Source organism: Klebsiella michiganensis, assembly GCF_002925905.1.
GTDB lineage: Bacteria > Pseudomonadota > Gammaproteobacteria > Enterobacterales > Enterobacteriaceae > Klebsiella > Klebsiella michiganensis.
Map to the genome: position 1 here is coordinate 1 of NZ_PRDB01000020.1, position 15128 is coordinate 15128.

The window sequence follows — 15128 nt, forward strand, 5'->3', positions numbered from 1 at the left end:
CAGCCCCAGCGCATCAAATAGCGCCAGCGGATCCTGCGCCAGCAGCTCAGCGGCGCTTTTGCCTTCTATGGCGGTCAACAGCACCGCCAGCATGCCGCGCACGATGCGGCCTTCGCTATCGCCGAAGAAATGCAGCTTGCCCTCGGCGTCAACAACGTGCCCCAGCCAGACGCGGTTTTCACAACCGGCAATCTCTTTGGCTCGCGCTTTCAGGTCGTCCGGCAGCGCGGGAAGCTGCTTACCCAGTAAAATCAGCTGGCGGTATTTATCTTCCCACTGGCTGAGCGGGGTAAAGGTCTGCCGTAGAGATGCCTCGGTGATGCGGGTACCAAAAGGGTGAGAAGTCGTCATTAATCCACCAGTATTTCCAGAGCGCGGTCCACGGCGTGCACCAGCGCGTAAACATCGTCTTGCGTGTTATAAGGCGCGAAGGAGGCCCGTAGCGTGCCGCTGACGCCAAGCGCCGCCAGCAGCGGCTGGGCGCAGTGCTGACCGGCGCGCAGCGCGATCCCCGACTCCGCCAGCAGCGTCACCATATCGCTATGGTGAACGCCGTCAAAATCAAACGCCAGCAGGCTGGCGTCCTGGCAGCGGAAGGAGCGGAAGCCCGGACGTTTCGCCAGCTCGTCCTCCGCCAGCGTCGCCAGGCCGCGGCTCCAGTTTTCCGCCTGCGCGATGTCCGTCTCCTCCAGCCACTCCAGCGCCGCGCTCAGGCCGATCACCCCGGCGATATTGGGCGTTCCCGCCTCGAAGCGCCAGGGGGCGGGCTGGGTTTTGAAGCCATCGAAGGTGACTTCGGTAATCATTTTTCCGCCGCCGAGCCACGGCGACATCTCCGCCAGCCGTTCGCTTTTGCCATACAGCGCGCCGATGCCGGTCGGCCCGTAGAGCTTATGGCCTGAAAAAGCATAAAAGTCGATATCCAGCGCCTGGACGTCCGCCGGGAAATGTACCGCTCCCTGCGCGCCGTCGACCATCACCACCATCCCGGCAGCGCGGGCCTGGCGTATTGCCAGCGTCAGATCCGGACAGCCGCCGGTGACGTTGGACATCTGGCCAATCGCCAGCACCCGGCTGCGCGGCGTGATAAGCGCGCCAAGCGCCGCCACGTCCGGCAGGCGGTTGCCCGCCAGCGGCAGCTTCACCACCCGCGCGCCGGTTTGCCCGGCAACCATTAACCACGGCACCAGGTTGGCGTGATGCTCTGCTTCGCTGACGATAATCTCATCGCCGGGTTTCAGGCGCGGGCGCACGTAGCTCTGCGCCACCATATTAATGGCTTCGGTGGTGCCGCGCGTCCAGACGATATCCTGGCCGGAAGGGGCGTTGAGCAGCGTTGCCACCCGTTCGCGCGCGTTTTCATAGCGTTCGGTTAGCTGACGGGCGGTGGCGAACTGGCTGCGGTGGACGTTACCGGCGCTAAGGCGATAGAACTGGTCGCTGGCCTCAATGACCGCCAGCGGTTTGAGGGTTGTCGCGGCGCTATCAAGATAGACGCCGGCGTCGGCCAGCGCCGGGAACTGGGCGCGAAATTGGACGGGGTTGAATGCGTTCATGAGATTCCTCGTATCGATATCAGGATCGTCGCGCAAATCGGCGGGTGATACAAGGTTTCTGCTAACGACTGGAATTTTCTGAATATGACTTCGGGTGGGTAAAAGATAGTTATGCTGAATAGTGTTGGGTTTGCGTTTTAACCTGGTACAGAACGAATCATAAACAGTATAAATAGTCGAAAGGAGAGAAAGATGAAAATGAATAAGACTGCCGCAATTATTTCTGCCTGTGTGCTGACCTTTGGCCTGAGCGCCTGCTCCTCCAACTACGTGATGCATACCAACGATGGGCGCACCATCGTGACCGACGGCAAACCGCAAACGGATAATGATACTGGCATGATTTCGTACAAAGATGCCTGGGGTAACAAGCAGCAGATTAACCGTTCTGACGTAAAACAGCTGGGCGAGCTGGATAAGTGATTTCGGTATAGCAGGCAAAAAAAAGCACCGCGCAGTGCGGTGCTACATTAAATCACTATGGACAGACAGGGTAAATGTACAGGAAGTGAAAAGGGGTAGCTGAGCTACCATGGTCCGCAAACCCGGACCAATTGCAAACACAACAACACAACATCACAACCGTAAGCCAAAAGCTTGTTGGAACACGCATTCCAAAAAAAGCTCTTCGTTCCGGCTCAGGAAGTGCCGCCACTATAGGTATTTGCTGGTAGAAGCTCAACGGACAAATTATAATAGCTCAGATAAAAAAAACTAATAGGTTAACTATTGTTTCCCGTTTGTTAAATTGCCTTAACATCTAAGCCAGAATAACTATGTCCAAGCGTTTGCCACCTCTGAATGCATTACGTGTTTTTGATGCAGCCGCCCGCCATCTTAGCTTCACTCGCGCCGCCGATGAGCTTTTTGTGACGCAGGCCGCAGTCAGCCACCAAATCAAGTCCCTGGAGGATTTCCTCGGCCTCAAGCTGTTCCGTCGACGCAATCGTTCTCTTCTTTTGACGGAGGAGGGGCAGAGCTATTTTCAGGATATCAAAGAGATTTTTTCGCAGCTCACCGAAGCGACCCGCAAGCTCCAGGCCCGAAGCGCAAAAGGGGCCTTAACCGTCAGTATGCTCCCCAGTTTTGCCATTCAGTGGCTGGTGCCAAGGCTCACAAGCTTTAACTCAGCTTATCCGGGAATCGACGTCAGGATCCAGGCCGTGGACCGTCAGGAGGATAAGCTGGCCGACGATGTCGACGTGGCGATTTTTTACGGCCGCGGCAACTGGCCGGGGCTGCGGGTGGAAAAGCTGTACGCCGAATATCTGCTCCCGGTGTGCTCACCGCTGTTGCTCACCGGCGATAAAGCGTTGAAAACGCCTGCCGATCTGGCGCAACATACCCTGTTGCACGATGCTTCCCGCCGCGACTGGCAAACTTATACCCGCCAGTTAGGTCTAAACCATATTAATGTTCAACAGGGACCGATATTTAGCCACAGCGCAATGGTGCTGCAGGCGGCAATCCATGGACAGGGGGTCGCGCTGGCCAACAATGTGATGGCGCAGTCCGAGATTGAGGCGGGCCGTTTGGTCTGCCCGTTTAATGATGTTCTGGTCAGTAAGAATGCGTTTTATCTCGTTTGTCATGACAGTCAGGCAGAACTGGGTAAAATAGCCGCCTTCCGCCAGTGGATTCTGGCAAAAGCGGCTAATGAACAAGAAAAATTTCGCTTTCGTTATGAACAATAAATCATCGTAGGGTAAACACATGACCAGCCGTTTTATGCTGATTTTCGCCGCGATAAGCGGTTTTATCTTTGTGGCTTTGGGCGCTTTTGGCGCGCACGTTTTGAGTAAAACGATGGGCGTTGCGGAAATGGGCTGGATCCACACCGGCCTGCAGTATCAGGCATTCCATACGCTGGCTATTTTTGGCCTGGCGGTGGCGATGCAGCGCCGCATCAGCATCTGGTTTTACTGGAGCAGCGTCTTTATGGCGCTCGGTACCGTTCTTTTTAGCGGCAGCCTCTACTGTCTGGCGCTCTCGCATTTACGCCTGTGGGCGTTCGTTACGCCGGTTGGAGGCGTCTGCTTCCTTGCCGGTTGGATATTAATGTTAATTGGTGCAATTCGTCTGAAACGTAAGGGCGTTGTTCATGAATAAAGTTGTCCTCTATTGTCGCCCTGGGTTTGAGAAAGAGTGCGCAGCAGAAATTACCGATAAGGCCTCGCGCCTTGAGGTGTTTGGTTTTGCCCGGGTCAAAGACGACTCCGGCTATGTGATTTTTGAGTGCTACCAGGCCGAAGATGGCGAAAAGCTGGTGCGCGAACTGCCGTTCAGCTCGCTGGTGTTTGCCCGCCAGATGTTTGTGGTTGGCGAACTGCTGCGCGACCTGCCGCCGGAAGACCGGATTTCCCCGATCGTCGGTATGCTGCAGGGCGTGGTGGAGAAGGGCGGCGAGCTGCGCGTTGAAGTGGCCGATACCAACGAAAGCAAAGAGCTGATGAAGTTCTGCCGCAAGTTTACGGTACCGCTGCGCGCGGCGCTGCGCGAAGCGGGCGTGCTGACCAACTATGAAACGCCAAAGCGTCCGGTGGTCCACGTGTTCTTTATCGCCCCCGGCTGCTGCTATACCGGTTACTCGTTGTCTAACAACAACTCGCCGTTCTATATGGGCATTCCGCGCCTCAAGTTCCCGTCCGATGCGCCGAGCCGTTCGACCCTTAAGCTGGAGGAGGCGTTTCACGTCTTTATTCCGGCGGATGAGTGGGACGAGCGTCTGGCGAACGGTATGTACGCGGTGGATCTCGGCGCCTGTCCCGGCGGCTGGACCTATCAGCTGGTGAAACGCAATATGTGGGTCTCCTCGGTGGATAACGGTCCGATGGCGCAAAGCCTGATGGATACCGGCCAGGTGACCTGGCTGCGTGAAGATGGCTTCAAGTATCGCCCGACGCGCAACAACATTTCGTGGATGGTGTGCGATATGGTGGAGAAACCGGCGAAAGTGGCGGCGCTGATGGCCCAGTGGCTGGTGAACGGCTGGTGCCGGGAAACCATCTTTAACCTGAAGCTGCCGATGAAAAAACGCTACGAAGAGCTGTCGCGCAACCTGGCCTATATTCAGGAACAGCTGGACGAGCACGGCATCAACGCGCAAATCCAGGCGCGCCAGCTGTATCACGATCGCGAAGAGGTGACGGTTCACGTTCGCCGCCTGTGGGCTGCCGTCGGCGGTCGCCGCGACGAACGCTAGTTTGATCTGTAGGCCGGATAGGGTGTTAAGCCGCTATCCGGCGCTGCCATAGCCGTTACGACTGCGACACGTCCGAAACAATATGCGTCACATCATCCAGATGGCCGATCCGCGCCTCCCCTGAACGATTAAATTTGCTCTTATCAATCAACAATAACGATTGCGACGCTCGCTTAAGCAGCAGCGATTTGAACTCGGCGTTCACCGTATTTGAGTCCCAGAGCGCGCCGTCGCTGTCGATGCCCTCGCAGGAAAAAATGAACAGGTCGATCTCCAGCGCTTTGAGCTGTGAGATAAGCGACGCGCTGACGTAGCAGCCGTATTTTCGCTGGAGCGTACCGCCGGAGCAGGTAAGCTGAATGTTCTCTCGCTTGCTGAGCTCCTGGCAAATCGGCTGGCTGTTGGTAAAGACGTGAAGGTCGATATCCGGCAGCTGGCGGGCCAGATACCAGCAGGTGGAACTGGCATCAAGGGCGATAACCATCCCCTCTTCTATCCACGCAAGCGCCTCGCGGGCGATGTCCGCTTTGTGCGCGTAGTGGCTTTTCAGACGGATATGAAAAGGGTCGCCGCTGTCACGGCTTTGCCGGTGAATGACTTTTGCCCGACCGTGGTTACGCAGCACTTTCCCCTGGGACTGGAGCTCGCTGAGATCGCGGCGAATGGTTTCTCTGCTGACGTTAAGCTGTAGCGATAAGGCTTCGGTGGTCAGGCTGTTATGGTTAATGAGCAGGTCTAGTATCGCTTGCTGTCGTGCCGCTTTCATTTTTCTCACCCTGGCGTTCGCTGAGCGCCCGCATCAGACGGGCGCTCCGGCATGAGATTACGGCGTTACTCCTTTTTTTAAAAGAATATTCCCGTACTTAGCGCGCTCACCTGTGATAACGATCGCAAAGGCTTTTTGCGCCCGCTCGTAGAAAGCAAAGCGGTCGATGCGGGCGATCTCCGGGCAGGGCGCGGGGCCGGAAAGCGCCTCGCGATAGCGCGTTTCTACCTGAGGGTCGAGGGCGTCGCCTTCCACGGCGGCCATCATCACCAGCGGCGGAGCGTAGCTGTCTAACTCAAACAGCGGAATAATCGCCTGCAGCAGGTCGCTCACCCGCAGGCCGTCGGCGCGAATGACCTGTGGCCCCATGCTGTGGGCCGGGAAGTGGGCATCGGAAAAAATAATCTCATCGCCATGCCCCATTTCCGCCAGCACTTTGAGGAGGTCCGGGGAAATCAACGGGGAAATCGTTTTTAGCATCTCATACTCCCTCAATCAGTTCGGGTTCGGTTTGCGGGTAAAAGTAACGATACCGGTAGCTCACCTGCGCTCTGGCCTGCTCCGGGCTGCTGAATTCACCGACGCCATACCAGCCAAACATGGCGGCGCCGGCGACGGTGGTTTCGGCGTCATCGAGTACTTTAATGGGGATCTCCAGCCTGTTGGCTTTGATCTGATTCCACAGCGCGTTGCGGCTGCCGCCGCCGACCAGCAGCAGCTCGCGGGCTTTGAAGTGGCCGATTTGCTGCAGCGTTTGCAGATTGTGCGCTAGCTGTTCGGCTAATCCTTCCAGCGCGGCGAGGTAGAAATGACCGCGGGTGGTATTCAGCGTTATGCCCTGCCAGCCTGCGGTTGGGCTGGATAGCAGGTCGCACTGCATCTTCACCTTCTGAGCGCCGCGGGGGAGGGCCCGGGCCTCTTCAATCAACGTTTGCCACGGCGTCTCAGGCGTCCACAGCAGCTGGCGTATCCATTCCAGCACGCCGGAGGCCAGCCACTGCATGCCGGGGTTATAGCGTCCCGGCTGACAATCCTGCTCGCAGGTGGAGCCCGCATAGTGGCTGAGCAGCGACGTGTCTACCTGGGCGCTGCGCACCATCAGAATTTCCCAGGTGCCGGACGACAGCACCGGTTCATCCTGCTCCGCGCCCGCGCCAAACAGCGCGAACTGGGTGTCGTGCCCGGCGGAGATAACCGGAATGCCGACGGCTAAACCCAGCATTTTCGCGGCATCGCTCCGCAGCGTGCCAATCTGCTGGCCCGCTTCAACGAGCCGGGGAAACAGGCGGCGCGGCAGCCCCGTGGCCTGCAGAATCTGCGCGCTGAAATCCCGCTGGTGGATATCCAGCATCTGGCTGGTGCCCGCCATGGTGATATCGGTCGTGAATTCCCCGGTCAGACGCTGGTTGAGAAGCGAGGAGATGAACAGCCAGGCGTGGGCTTGCTCCAGCAGCTGCGGGTGGTTCTCTTTCAGCCATATCAGCTTATACAGGGTGTTGAAACCAAATGCGCCGACGCCGGAGATCTGCTGGAGCTGCTGCGCGGGCATAAAGCGGCCGATATTGTCCATCACCGACGCGGTACGCGGACATTTCCAGCTGATGACCGGATAGAGCAGCTTGCCCTGTTCATCCACCAGCGCGCCGTCGACGCCGAAGGTGGTGACCGTGATGCCGCGAACCGTGCAGGATGAGAGCGGGTCGGCAATTTGCCGACAGCATTCGGCGAAGCGTTGCAGGATCGCCTCCAGCGACCACTGGTGCCAGGCGCTGTTCTCCACGGCGATATCGCTGGCGTTGGCCGTTGCGGCGCGGGCGATAATGTTCCCCTGGCGGTCAACGGCAATCGCCCGTACGTTAGTGGCGCCGCAGTCGAGGACCAGGATGACTTCATTCTTCATAATCTCTCCCGAGACGTTGCCGGATGGCGGCGTAAACGCCTTATCCGGCCTGCGGGACGGTATCATCCGTAGGCCGGATAAGCGCAGCGCCATCAGGCATTTTTAACGTTTATACAGCGGGCCGTAGTTCTGGCAGGCGCGGTAATCCTGGCCTTCGCTATCCATCCCGTGCGCAGACCAGCTGGAGGGGCGGTAGATTTTCGCCTCTTCTACGTTATGCATGCACACCGGGATCCGCAGCATCGACGCCAGGGTGATAAAGTCGGCGCCAACGTGGCCGATGGTCAGCACGCCGTGGTTAGCGCCCCAGTTCGCCATCACCGAGTAGACGTCGGAGAACGGGCCTTTACCGGTCAGGCGCGGCGCAAACCAGGTGGTGGGCCAGGTGGAGTTGGTGCGGGCATCCAGCTGGTCATGCATCGCTTTCGGTAGCTCTACGCTCCAGCCTTCGGCAATCTGCAGTACCGGGCCGAGGCCTTTGATGATATTTACGCGGGTCATGGTGAACGGTACGCCGCCTTCGGTCAGGAAGCGGGAGGAGAAGCCGCCACCGCGGAAATATTCATGAATCGCCGGGCACCATTCGGTGGCCGCGAGGCAGGCGTCGGCCTCCTGCTGGCTGATTTCCCAGTGCGGCTTCATGGTTGGCTTGCCTTCCGCATCGAGCTGTTTGCAGGCGCCGTCCAGCGCCGCTGAACCGGAGTTGATCAAGTGGATAATGCCGTGTTCCGCCAGTCCGGTGAGCGGTTGGCCGGTGACGCGTTTAACCGCGTCCGGCGACCAGTAGGTGCGCACGTCGGCAAACACCTGGGCGGTGCCGGTCAGCTGGTGGCCCATCAGCATCGCCACGCCGTTGAGGCTGTCGTTTTCCGTGGCGACGACGAAGGGTTCGCGTACGCCGTTCCAGTCGAACGAGCTATTGAGCAGCGCCTCGGCGGTATCGCCGTTAGGGTATTGATCGGTCCAGTGGCGCTGGCCCTGGAAGCCCGCAGCGATGGCGTTGTAGCCCAGCGACTCTTCGACCAGCCCTTTTTCCGCCAGCTTCTTGTTGCCCTGCATCATGTCGCGGATGCACATCGCCATCAGCAGGCTCTCTTTCAGCACCGCGCGGTTCTGTTCGGCGTTGCGCTTATACTGCTGCGCGTTCTGGTCTTCGCCGTAGCGGAAGTTTTTATCCGCCCACGCCAGCGCCATTTCCAGCTCGCTTTCATCATAGATTTTCTGGTCGATGCGGCGGCGCAGCTCGGTCATGTCCACCGCCTGCACTTTCATACCGAGCCAGGACTCGAAGAAGTTGTGATCGACGATAGAACCGGCGATCCCCATCGACACGCCGCCGACGGAAAGATAGCTTTTGCCCTTCATGCTGGCCACCGCTAAGCCGGCGCGGGCAAAGCGCAGCAGTTTTTCTTCGACATCCGGCGGAATGGAGGTGTCGTCGGCGTCCTGCACGTCGTGACCATAAATGGAGAACGCCGGAATACCCTTCTGACAGTGGGCCGCCAGCGCTGCCGCGAGGTAAACCGCGCCGGGGCGCTCGGTGCCGTTAAAGCCCCAGATGGCTTTTGGCCGCAGCGGGTCCATATCGATAGTTTCGCTGCCGTAGCACCAGCACGGAGTCACGGTAATGGTGACGCCGACGTTCTGGCTGCTGAATTTCTCCTCGCAGGCGGCGGATTCCGCCATGCCCGCAATGCAGCTGTCGGCGATGACGCACTCAATCTGCGCGCCGCAGGCGTGACGCAGTTTTTCCACGATCAGCGCGGCGGTGGCTTTCGCCATATTCATGGTTTGCTCTTCCAGCGACTCGCGCACCCCCATGCGGCGTCCATCAATCACCGGGCGGATGCCAATTTTCGGTAAGCTGATTTTTTTCATTCCAGATTCCTCACGTTATTCGGATAAATGTTTAGTTAGCTGCCGTTTGCGAACGGAAACGGGCAAAGATGAAGATGACGGCAAAGCACAGCGCCGGGACCAGCTCCGCGGTGGGGATGTTGCCGGCTGCGTCGCTGACAAAGCCCATCACCGGGGTGACAATCCCGCCGCCAATAATGGTCATGACGATAAAAGAGGAGCCGTATTTGGTGTCCTGCCCCAGGTTTTTGATGCCCAGCGAGAAGATGGTCGGATACTGAATCGACATAAAGGCGCTGCACAGCGTCAGGGCCAGCAGACCCACGTGGCCGCCGGTGAAAGCGGAAATCAGGCACAGGATCATCGAGAGCAGGGCATAGGCTGCCAGCACTTTATGCGGCGCAAAGCGGCTGATGAGCCAGGTACCGGAGAAGCGGCCGATAAAAAAGCACACCATCGTGCCGGTCAGATAGTTGGCGGCGAAACCGGGCGTCATGCCGGGGATCTCTTCGATAGCGTAGCGAATCAGATAGCTCCAGCAGGCGGTTTGCGCGCCGACGTAGCAGAACTGCGCCAGCACCGCCCAGCGCCAGTGGCGAACGCGGACCAGGCGAGCAAGGGAAGCGGAGAAGGAACTCTGGTTGGCGTCACTATGGTCGTCGCTCTGCAGGGCCGGGAATTTGGTCAACATAATCAACAGAGCGACCAGTAAGACAACCGCGACGATGATCATATACGGGGTTTGCACCGAGAGCACCAGGCTGTGTTTATAGGCGCTAAGCTGCTCCGGAGCCATTTTATCGAGCACATCCTGCGATTGATGCGGCACATTAGACAAAATGAGACTTTGCCCAAAAACCACCGCAATAATGGCGCCAAACGAGTTAAACGTTTGGGCAAGATTAAGCCGGAAGTGACCTCCGCTTTCTGGACCTAAGACGGTAACAAACGGGTTTGCCGCGGTTTCTAAACACCCTAAGCCTGCAGCAATAATAAACAGGCCAATCAGGAATAAGGTGTAATTCATAACTTCAGCGGCGGGCCAGAATAGCGCGGCGCCAAAAGCATATAAGAACAGTCCGGTAATAATGCCGGCTTTATAACTTAACTTTTTCATCAAAATTCCGGCCGGAATGGGAATGACGAAATAGCCGAAATAAAAGGCGGATTGAATCAGTCCAGCCTGGAAGTTGGTTAAGGTAAAGGCTTGTTGAAATTGTGGTAATAAAATATCGTTGAGATTATTTGCGACCGCCCAAAGAAAAAACAGCGAGCACAGCAGGGCGAAGGGAATAATGTAGCGCTTGCTTTGCCCTGTCTCTACCGCACGAAAACTCTGCGTTTGTATTGTTGTGTTTCCCATAGCATCCTCATTGGTTCAGAAGCGTGTTCAGCAGCCGGCTTATGCCCACCAGACCGCAAAAATCAGGCGAGCTCTTGTGACGACATCAACAGTGAAATAAACATCACGGAGTGAACTCATGAATTCATTTTCAAATTAAAAAAGCCTTTTAATATGATAGCGGTCACACTTCGTATCCACTCGGTGGTTTTATGTGATTATCATCACTTTAATAATCAGAAAAACATGACCGTTTGAGAAAGTTAATTGTAAAACCCACAGGCTCGATGACCGATTTATTTTATTATGTGGAAAACGGGCAGTTGTTAAAACTATCAGTAAAATGCCCGTTTTTAAATCTATTAGTAAGAACGGGCATTTTTCAGAAAGCAAAAATCAATGAACGGTTGTTTTTATACTGAAATAAGTGAGAGGAATCACAGAACCGGCGGATGTAAATTCCTTTCTGCTTATTCGGGATGATGATGGTGAGTAATTATTTGAGCTATTCAACAGCGTCGGAGCGTCATCTCCGGCGAGCCGTCTGTTGTCGCATTGCGCATCATAAAGAGAGGTAAAGAATGGAACGAAATAGACTGGCCCGGCAGATTATTGATACCTGCCTGGAAATGACCCGCCTGGGGTTAAATCAGGGAACCGCCGGTAACGTGAGCGTGCGTTATCAAGGGGGGATGCTGATCACGCCAACGGGTATTCCTTACGAAAAGCTGACGGAAGCGCACATTGTGTATATCGATGCCGAAGGTCAGCATGAACAGGGCAAACTGCCGTCCAGCGAGTGGCGTTTTCATATGGCGGCTTATCAGACGCGGCCTGATGCTCACGCGGTGGTACATAATCATGCGGTTCACTCTACGGCGGTGTCGATCCTCAATCGTCCCATTCCCGCCATTCACTATATGATTGCGGCGGCGGGCGGTAACTCTATCCCCTGTGCGCCCTACGCCACGTTTGGTACCCGCGAGCTGTCTGAGCATGTGGCCGTGGCGCTGAAAAACCGCAAAGCTACGCTGCTGCAGCACCATGGCCTGATCGCTTGTGAAGAGAATCTGGAGAAGGCCCTGTGGCTGGCGCATGAAGTTGAGGTGCTGGCGCAGCTTTATCTCAGCACTCTGGCCATCACCGACCCGGTGCCGGTTCTTGGCGACGAGGCCATTGCTATCGTGCTGGAGAAATTCAAAACCTACGGATTGCGTATCGAAGAGTGATGCCGTAAGCGAAGGCTTCTGCCGGCTGCGGTTGGGTAGCCTGGACAGATGCGCAGCATCGCCGGCGGGAAATTCAGCGACTCTGCGCGCTGCTCCCGGGGGCGGCGCAGGACGCGCCTTGCCCGGGCTACAGGTATTCAGCCGTCTGCGGTAGCCCGGGTAAGGCGTAAGCCGCGACCCGGGGAATGCGCTCACCGTCTGCGATCCGGTAGCCCGGACAGATGCGCAGCATCGCCTCCGGGGAAATGGTGCCACGCTGCGCTCTGCTCCCGGGGGCGGCGCAGGACGCGCCTTGCCCGGGCTACAGGTATTCAGCCGTCTGCGGTAGCCCGGGTAAGGCATAAGCCGCGACCCGGGGAATGCGCTCACCGTCTGCGGGCCGGTAGCCCGGACAGATGCGCAGCATCGCCTCCGGGAAGCCGCGCGCACCGCGGCCCGGCGCTACCGGGCCAGCCGCAGCTGCTGCAGGTTGCCGTCCAGCTGTAAATCGGTTTGCAGGCGCGCGATGTCCCGGCAGGTGAAGGCCATCTCTTTCTGTTCTTCCAGCTTCTTGCGCCACTTCTCCGGCACGTCCGCCAGCCGCGCGTAGATCCCTTCCAGATTCTGAAAATCGGTTAACAGCTGGGCGGCGCTTTTCGGCCCAATGCCCGCCACGCCGGGAACCTTTGAGCTGCTGATGCCCGCCAGCCCCCAGTAGTCAGGCAGCTGTTCTGGCGTCACGCCAAACTCTTTGGCGATAAACGGCGCATCAAGCCAGCGCTTCTGAAAATAGTCGCGGATGCGGATCGTTGGCGACAGCAGCTGGCAGTAGCCTTTGTCGGTTGAAACGATGGTTGCCTGATGGCCGGCCTGCGCCACTTTGACCGCCAGGGTCGCGGCAAGATCGTCGGCTTCGCTGCCGCTGAGCGCCCAGCAGCGAAACCCGCGCTGCTCAAACGCCGCCCGCAGCGCCGGCATTTCCGCTTCGAGGGTCTCCGGCATCGGCGCGCGCCCGGCTTTATAATCGGGCAGACGCTGATGTCGCCAGCCGTGGCCGCGGTCTTCATCATCAAATACCGCCACCACGTGGGTTGGCTGGCTATGGACCACCAGCTGTTCAAGCGCATGCAGGCAGGTGTCGACGCAGGGTGACCCCTGCACCGCGTGGATGCGGCGAATCAGATTAAGTGCGTCGACGATTAACAGATGAACGGCCACGAATATCCTCATAAATAGGCTCTTATTGCAGTGCCTTTCAGGGTAACATCGCCGCGCGGATGAGGCTATTGGCGCCAGGGAAATCAGGAAGATGACTCGCAGTTTCCGGCTAATCAACGTGCATCAGCAGGCCGAGATCGCTATTGGTGGCTTCGCCGTACCAGACCGCCTCGCGCACCGAAACCGGTTTGTGGATAAGCCCCAGGGCGTAAAAGCGATCGGCGATACTTTGTTGGGCGCGAATCACGTTGAGATCCATCGGCCGCGGACGATGGCTGCGGCGCGATAAGGCGCGCGTCAGAGAGGCGGCGTTAAGCCCCAGCTCGGCGGAGAGCAGTCCGGCGGCTTGCTCCCGGTGCTGGTCAATAAACTGGCCGGTCTGCGCCAGCTCGGCTAACAGGCGCTGCATGATATCGCTATTGCGGCTGGCGTAGTCGCGGCGCGACAGGTAGAACTGGTGGTTATTGACGCGCCCCTCGCCGCTGGCAACAACCCGTAATTCGCCGCTATATTCCGCGTCGCTGAGCAGCGGATCCCACATCATCCAGGCGTCCACCGCCAGGTAATCGCTGGCGGTCAGCGGATATTTCGGCGGAATATAGACCACTTTGACGTCGTTTAATGCCAGCCCGGCCTCTTCCAGGATATGCAGCAGCAGCCAGTGCACGTTAGAGCCCTTATTCAGCGCTATACGCTTGCCGCGCAGGTCGGCAATGGTGCGAATGTCGCTGTGCTGCGGGACGACCATCGCCACGCTTTGCGGAGCGGGCGGTTCCCAGGCGACGTAGACCAGCTCGCCGTTACTCGCCTGAGCGAAAACCGGCGGCGCTTCGCCGGTGGTGCCAAAATCGATCTCATCGCAGGCGAGAGCGTGCAGCAGCTGCGGCCCGGCGGGGAATTCGCTCCACAGCACGCTGACGCCGCGGCTGGCAAAGGCTTGCTCGAGACTTTGCCGCGCTTTCAGGATGCCAAGATTGCCGAAGCGCTGGAAGCCGATGCGCAGTTCCCGGTCGCGAGAGACGCTGTTGACCGCCGGGCCGAAGAGAGGCTCCTGACGGCGGCGGCTTTTAATGATGCCAAAATTGGCCAGCTGCGTGCGCAGCGTGTGGCGGCTAATACCGAGCAGCGCCGCGGCCTGGCTTTGATTATCGTCACTGTGGGCCATCGCGCCGCGTATCAACGCCCCGGTGACCCTCTCCCACAGCGGCTCGCCCGGCAGGGAAAGCTGACGACGAATAAAATCGTCGAGCTCATTATCGCCCGCCGCCGAGGGCTCATTGTTCAGCGTCGTCAGCCGCAGCTGGGCGGGGCCGATCTCCTCTTCTTTACTCAGCAATACCGCGTTATGCAGGGTGTTTTCCAGCTCGCGAATATTGCCCGGCCAGGGGTACTCCATCAGCCTTGCCAGCGTCTCCGGGGCCAGACGACGAGCCGGGCGGCCCAGGCGGCGGGCGTAGAGCGAGAGAAAATGGTCCGCCAGTACGGGAATATCCTGGCGACGCTGGCGCAGCGGCGGCAGCGGGACGAGGGCGATATTCAGGCGATAGTAGAGGTCTTCGCGGAAACGACGCTCGCGGATGGCCTGCATCAGGTCCACGTGGGTGGCGGCGATCACCCGCACGTCCACCTTAATGGCCTTGCGCGAGCCGACGCGGGTGATTTCGCGCTCCTGCAGAACGCGCAGCAGTTTGACCTGAAGCGGCAGGCTAAGCTCGCCGATTTCATCGAGCAGCAGGGTGCCGCCCTCCGCCGCCTCGAACCAGCCGGGATGGCCTTGTACCGCGCCGGTAAACGCCCCTTTTTCATGGCCGAACAGCTCCGCTTCCGCCAGGCTTTCGCTGAGCGCGCCGCAGTTGACGGCCAGAAACGGCCGGTGGCGGCGCGGGCTATGGTGATGCAGGTAGCGGGCGACGACCTCCTTACCGGTGCCGGTTTCGCCGACAATCAGCACGGTCGCCTCGGTGGGGGCCAGTTTATCCAGCAGGCTCTGAAACGCTTTTGACGCCGGGTCGATCAGCGCGGGCGTAGAGGATGGAAATTCAGGATTCAGCATGGTGACCTCCGGTATTTGATGCCCTG

At 58.3% G+C, this 15128-nt stretch carries 14 protein-coding genes; 5 read left to right on the plus strand and 9 right to left on the minus strand.

The features are described from left to right. Window positions 1-351 (minus strand): cysteine desulfurase sulfur acceptor subunit CsdE (gene csdE, locus CDA56_RS26055; protein WP_104011461.1); only part of this gene is annotated, 351 nt, incomplete at its 3' end. Further along, a complete protein-coding gene (gene csdA, locus CDA56_RS26060) occupies window positions 351-1556 on the minus strand; it encodes a cysteine desulfurase CsdA (protein WP_014226621.1) in 1206 nt (401 codons plus the stop codon). The genes csdA and csdE, both read right to left, overlap by 1 nt. A 198-nt stretch (window positions 1557-1754) precedes the next feature. Here csdA and CDA56_RS26065 point away from each other — a divergent pair, with 198 nt between their 5' ends. From CDA56_RS26065 to rlmM, 4 genes are all read left to right on the plus strand, one after another. Further along, on the plus strand, window positions 1755-1979 hold the full coding sequence (locus tag CDA56_RS26065) for a YgdI/YgdR family lipoprotein (RefSeq protein ID WP_014226620.1): 225 nt from the start codon (window positions 1755-1757) through the stop codon (window positions 1977-1979). Window positions 1980-2332: 353 nt separating this feature from the next. Continuing rightward, the gene (gene gcvA, locus CDA56_RS26070; protein ID WP_004114967.1) at window positions 2333-3250 is read left to right on the plus strand and encodes a glycine cleavage system transcriptional regulator GcvA; all 918 of its coding nucleotides are present in this window, start codon (window positions 2333-2335) and stop codon (window positions 3248-3250) included. 19 nt (window positions 3251-3269) lie between these two features. Next, window positions 3270-3665, plus strand: a complete 396-nt coding sequence (locus tag CDA56_RS26075) for a DUF423 domain-containing protein (RefSeq protein ID WP_004853688.1) — start codon at window positions 3270-3272, stop codon at window positions 3663-3665. Next, the gene (gene rlmM / locus CDA56_RS26080) at window positions 3658-4758 is read left to right on the plus strand and encodes a 23S rRNA (cytidine(2498)-2'-O)-methyltransferase RlmM (RefSeq protein WP_014226619.1); all 1101 of its coding nucleotides are present in this window, start codon (window positions 3658-3660) and stop codon (window positions 4756-4758) included. Before CDA56_RS26075 ends, rlmM begins: the two co-directional genes overlap by 8 nt. 55 nt (window positions 4759-4813) lie before the next feature. Here the strand turns inward: rlmM and fucR are convergent, their stop codons facing one another. The 5 genes from fucR to fucP all read right to left on the minus strand — a co-directional run bounded on the left by fucR (window position 4814) and on the right by fucP (window position 10644). After that, window positions 4814-5524: an L-fucose operon activator gene (fucR, locus tag CDA56_RS26085; protein ID WP_014226618.1), complete on the minus strand. Its 711-nt coding sequence runs from the start codon at window positions 5522-5524 to the stop codon at window positions 4814-4816. Between the two features lie 57 nt (window positions 5525-5581). Then, a complete protein-coding gene (fucU, locus tag CDA56_RS26090) occupies window positions 5582-6004 on the minus strand; it encodes an L-fucose mutarotase (protein WP_004853682.1) in 423 nt (140 codons plus the stop codon). A 1-nt stretch (window position 6005) separates the two neighbouring features. After that, window positions 6006-7424 (minus strand): L-fuculokinase, encoded by a 1419-nt coding sequence (fucK, locus tag CDA56_RS26095; RefSeq protein WP_064378221.1) that lies wholly within the window; start codon window positions 7422-7424, stop codon window positions 6006-6008. A gap of 102 nt (window positions 7425-7526) precedes the next feature. Further along, window positions 7527-9302, minus strand: coding sequence for an L-fucose isomerase (gene fucI, locus CDA56_RS26100; RefSeq protein ID WP_064378220.1), 1776 nt, complete (start codon window positions 9300-9302; stop codon window positions 7527-7529). Between the two features lie 31 nt (window positions 9303-9333). Beyond that, entirely contained in the window at window positions 9334-10644 is a 1311-nt protein-coding gene (fucP, locus tag CDA56_RS26105) for an L-fucose:H+ symporter permease (RefSeq protein WP_004853675.1), read from the minus strand. A gap of 560 nt (window positions 10645-11204) precedes the next feature. Between fucP and fucA the strand changes: the two genes are divergently transcribed. After that, complete coding sequence (fucA, locus tag CDA56_RS26110; RefSeq protein ID WP_004853673.1) at window positions 11205-11852, plus strand: L-fuculose-phosphate aldolase; 648 nt, start codon at window positions 11205-11207, stop codon at window positions 11850-11852. 441 nt (window positions 11853-12293) lie between these two features. Here the strand turns inward: fucA and xni are convergent, their stop codons facing one another. Together xni and CDA56_RS26120 are read right to left on the minus strand one after the other, a co-directional pair. Next, window positions 12294-13049 carry a flap endonuclease Xni gene (gene xni, locus CDA56_RS26115; RefSeq protein ID WP_102803704.1) on the minus strand — a complete coding sequence of 252 codons (756 nt, stop codon included), beginning with the start codon at window positions 13047-13049 and terminating at the stop codon, window positions 12294-12296. 109 nt (window positions 13050-13158) lie between these two features. Beyond that, window positions 13159-15102, minus strand: coding sequence for a sigma-54-dependent Fis family transcriptional regulator (locus tag CDA56_RS26120; protein WP_014226612.1), 1944 nt, complete (start codon window positions 15100-15102; stop codon window positions 13159-13161). Window positions 15103-15128 lie beyond the last annotated feature (26 nt).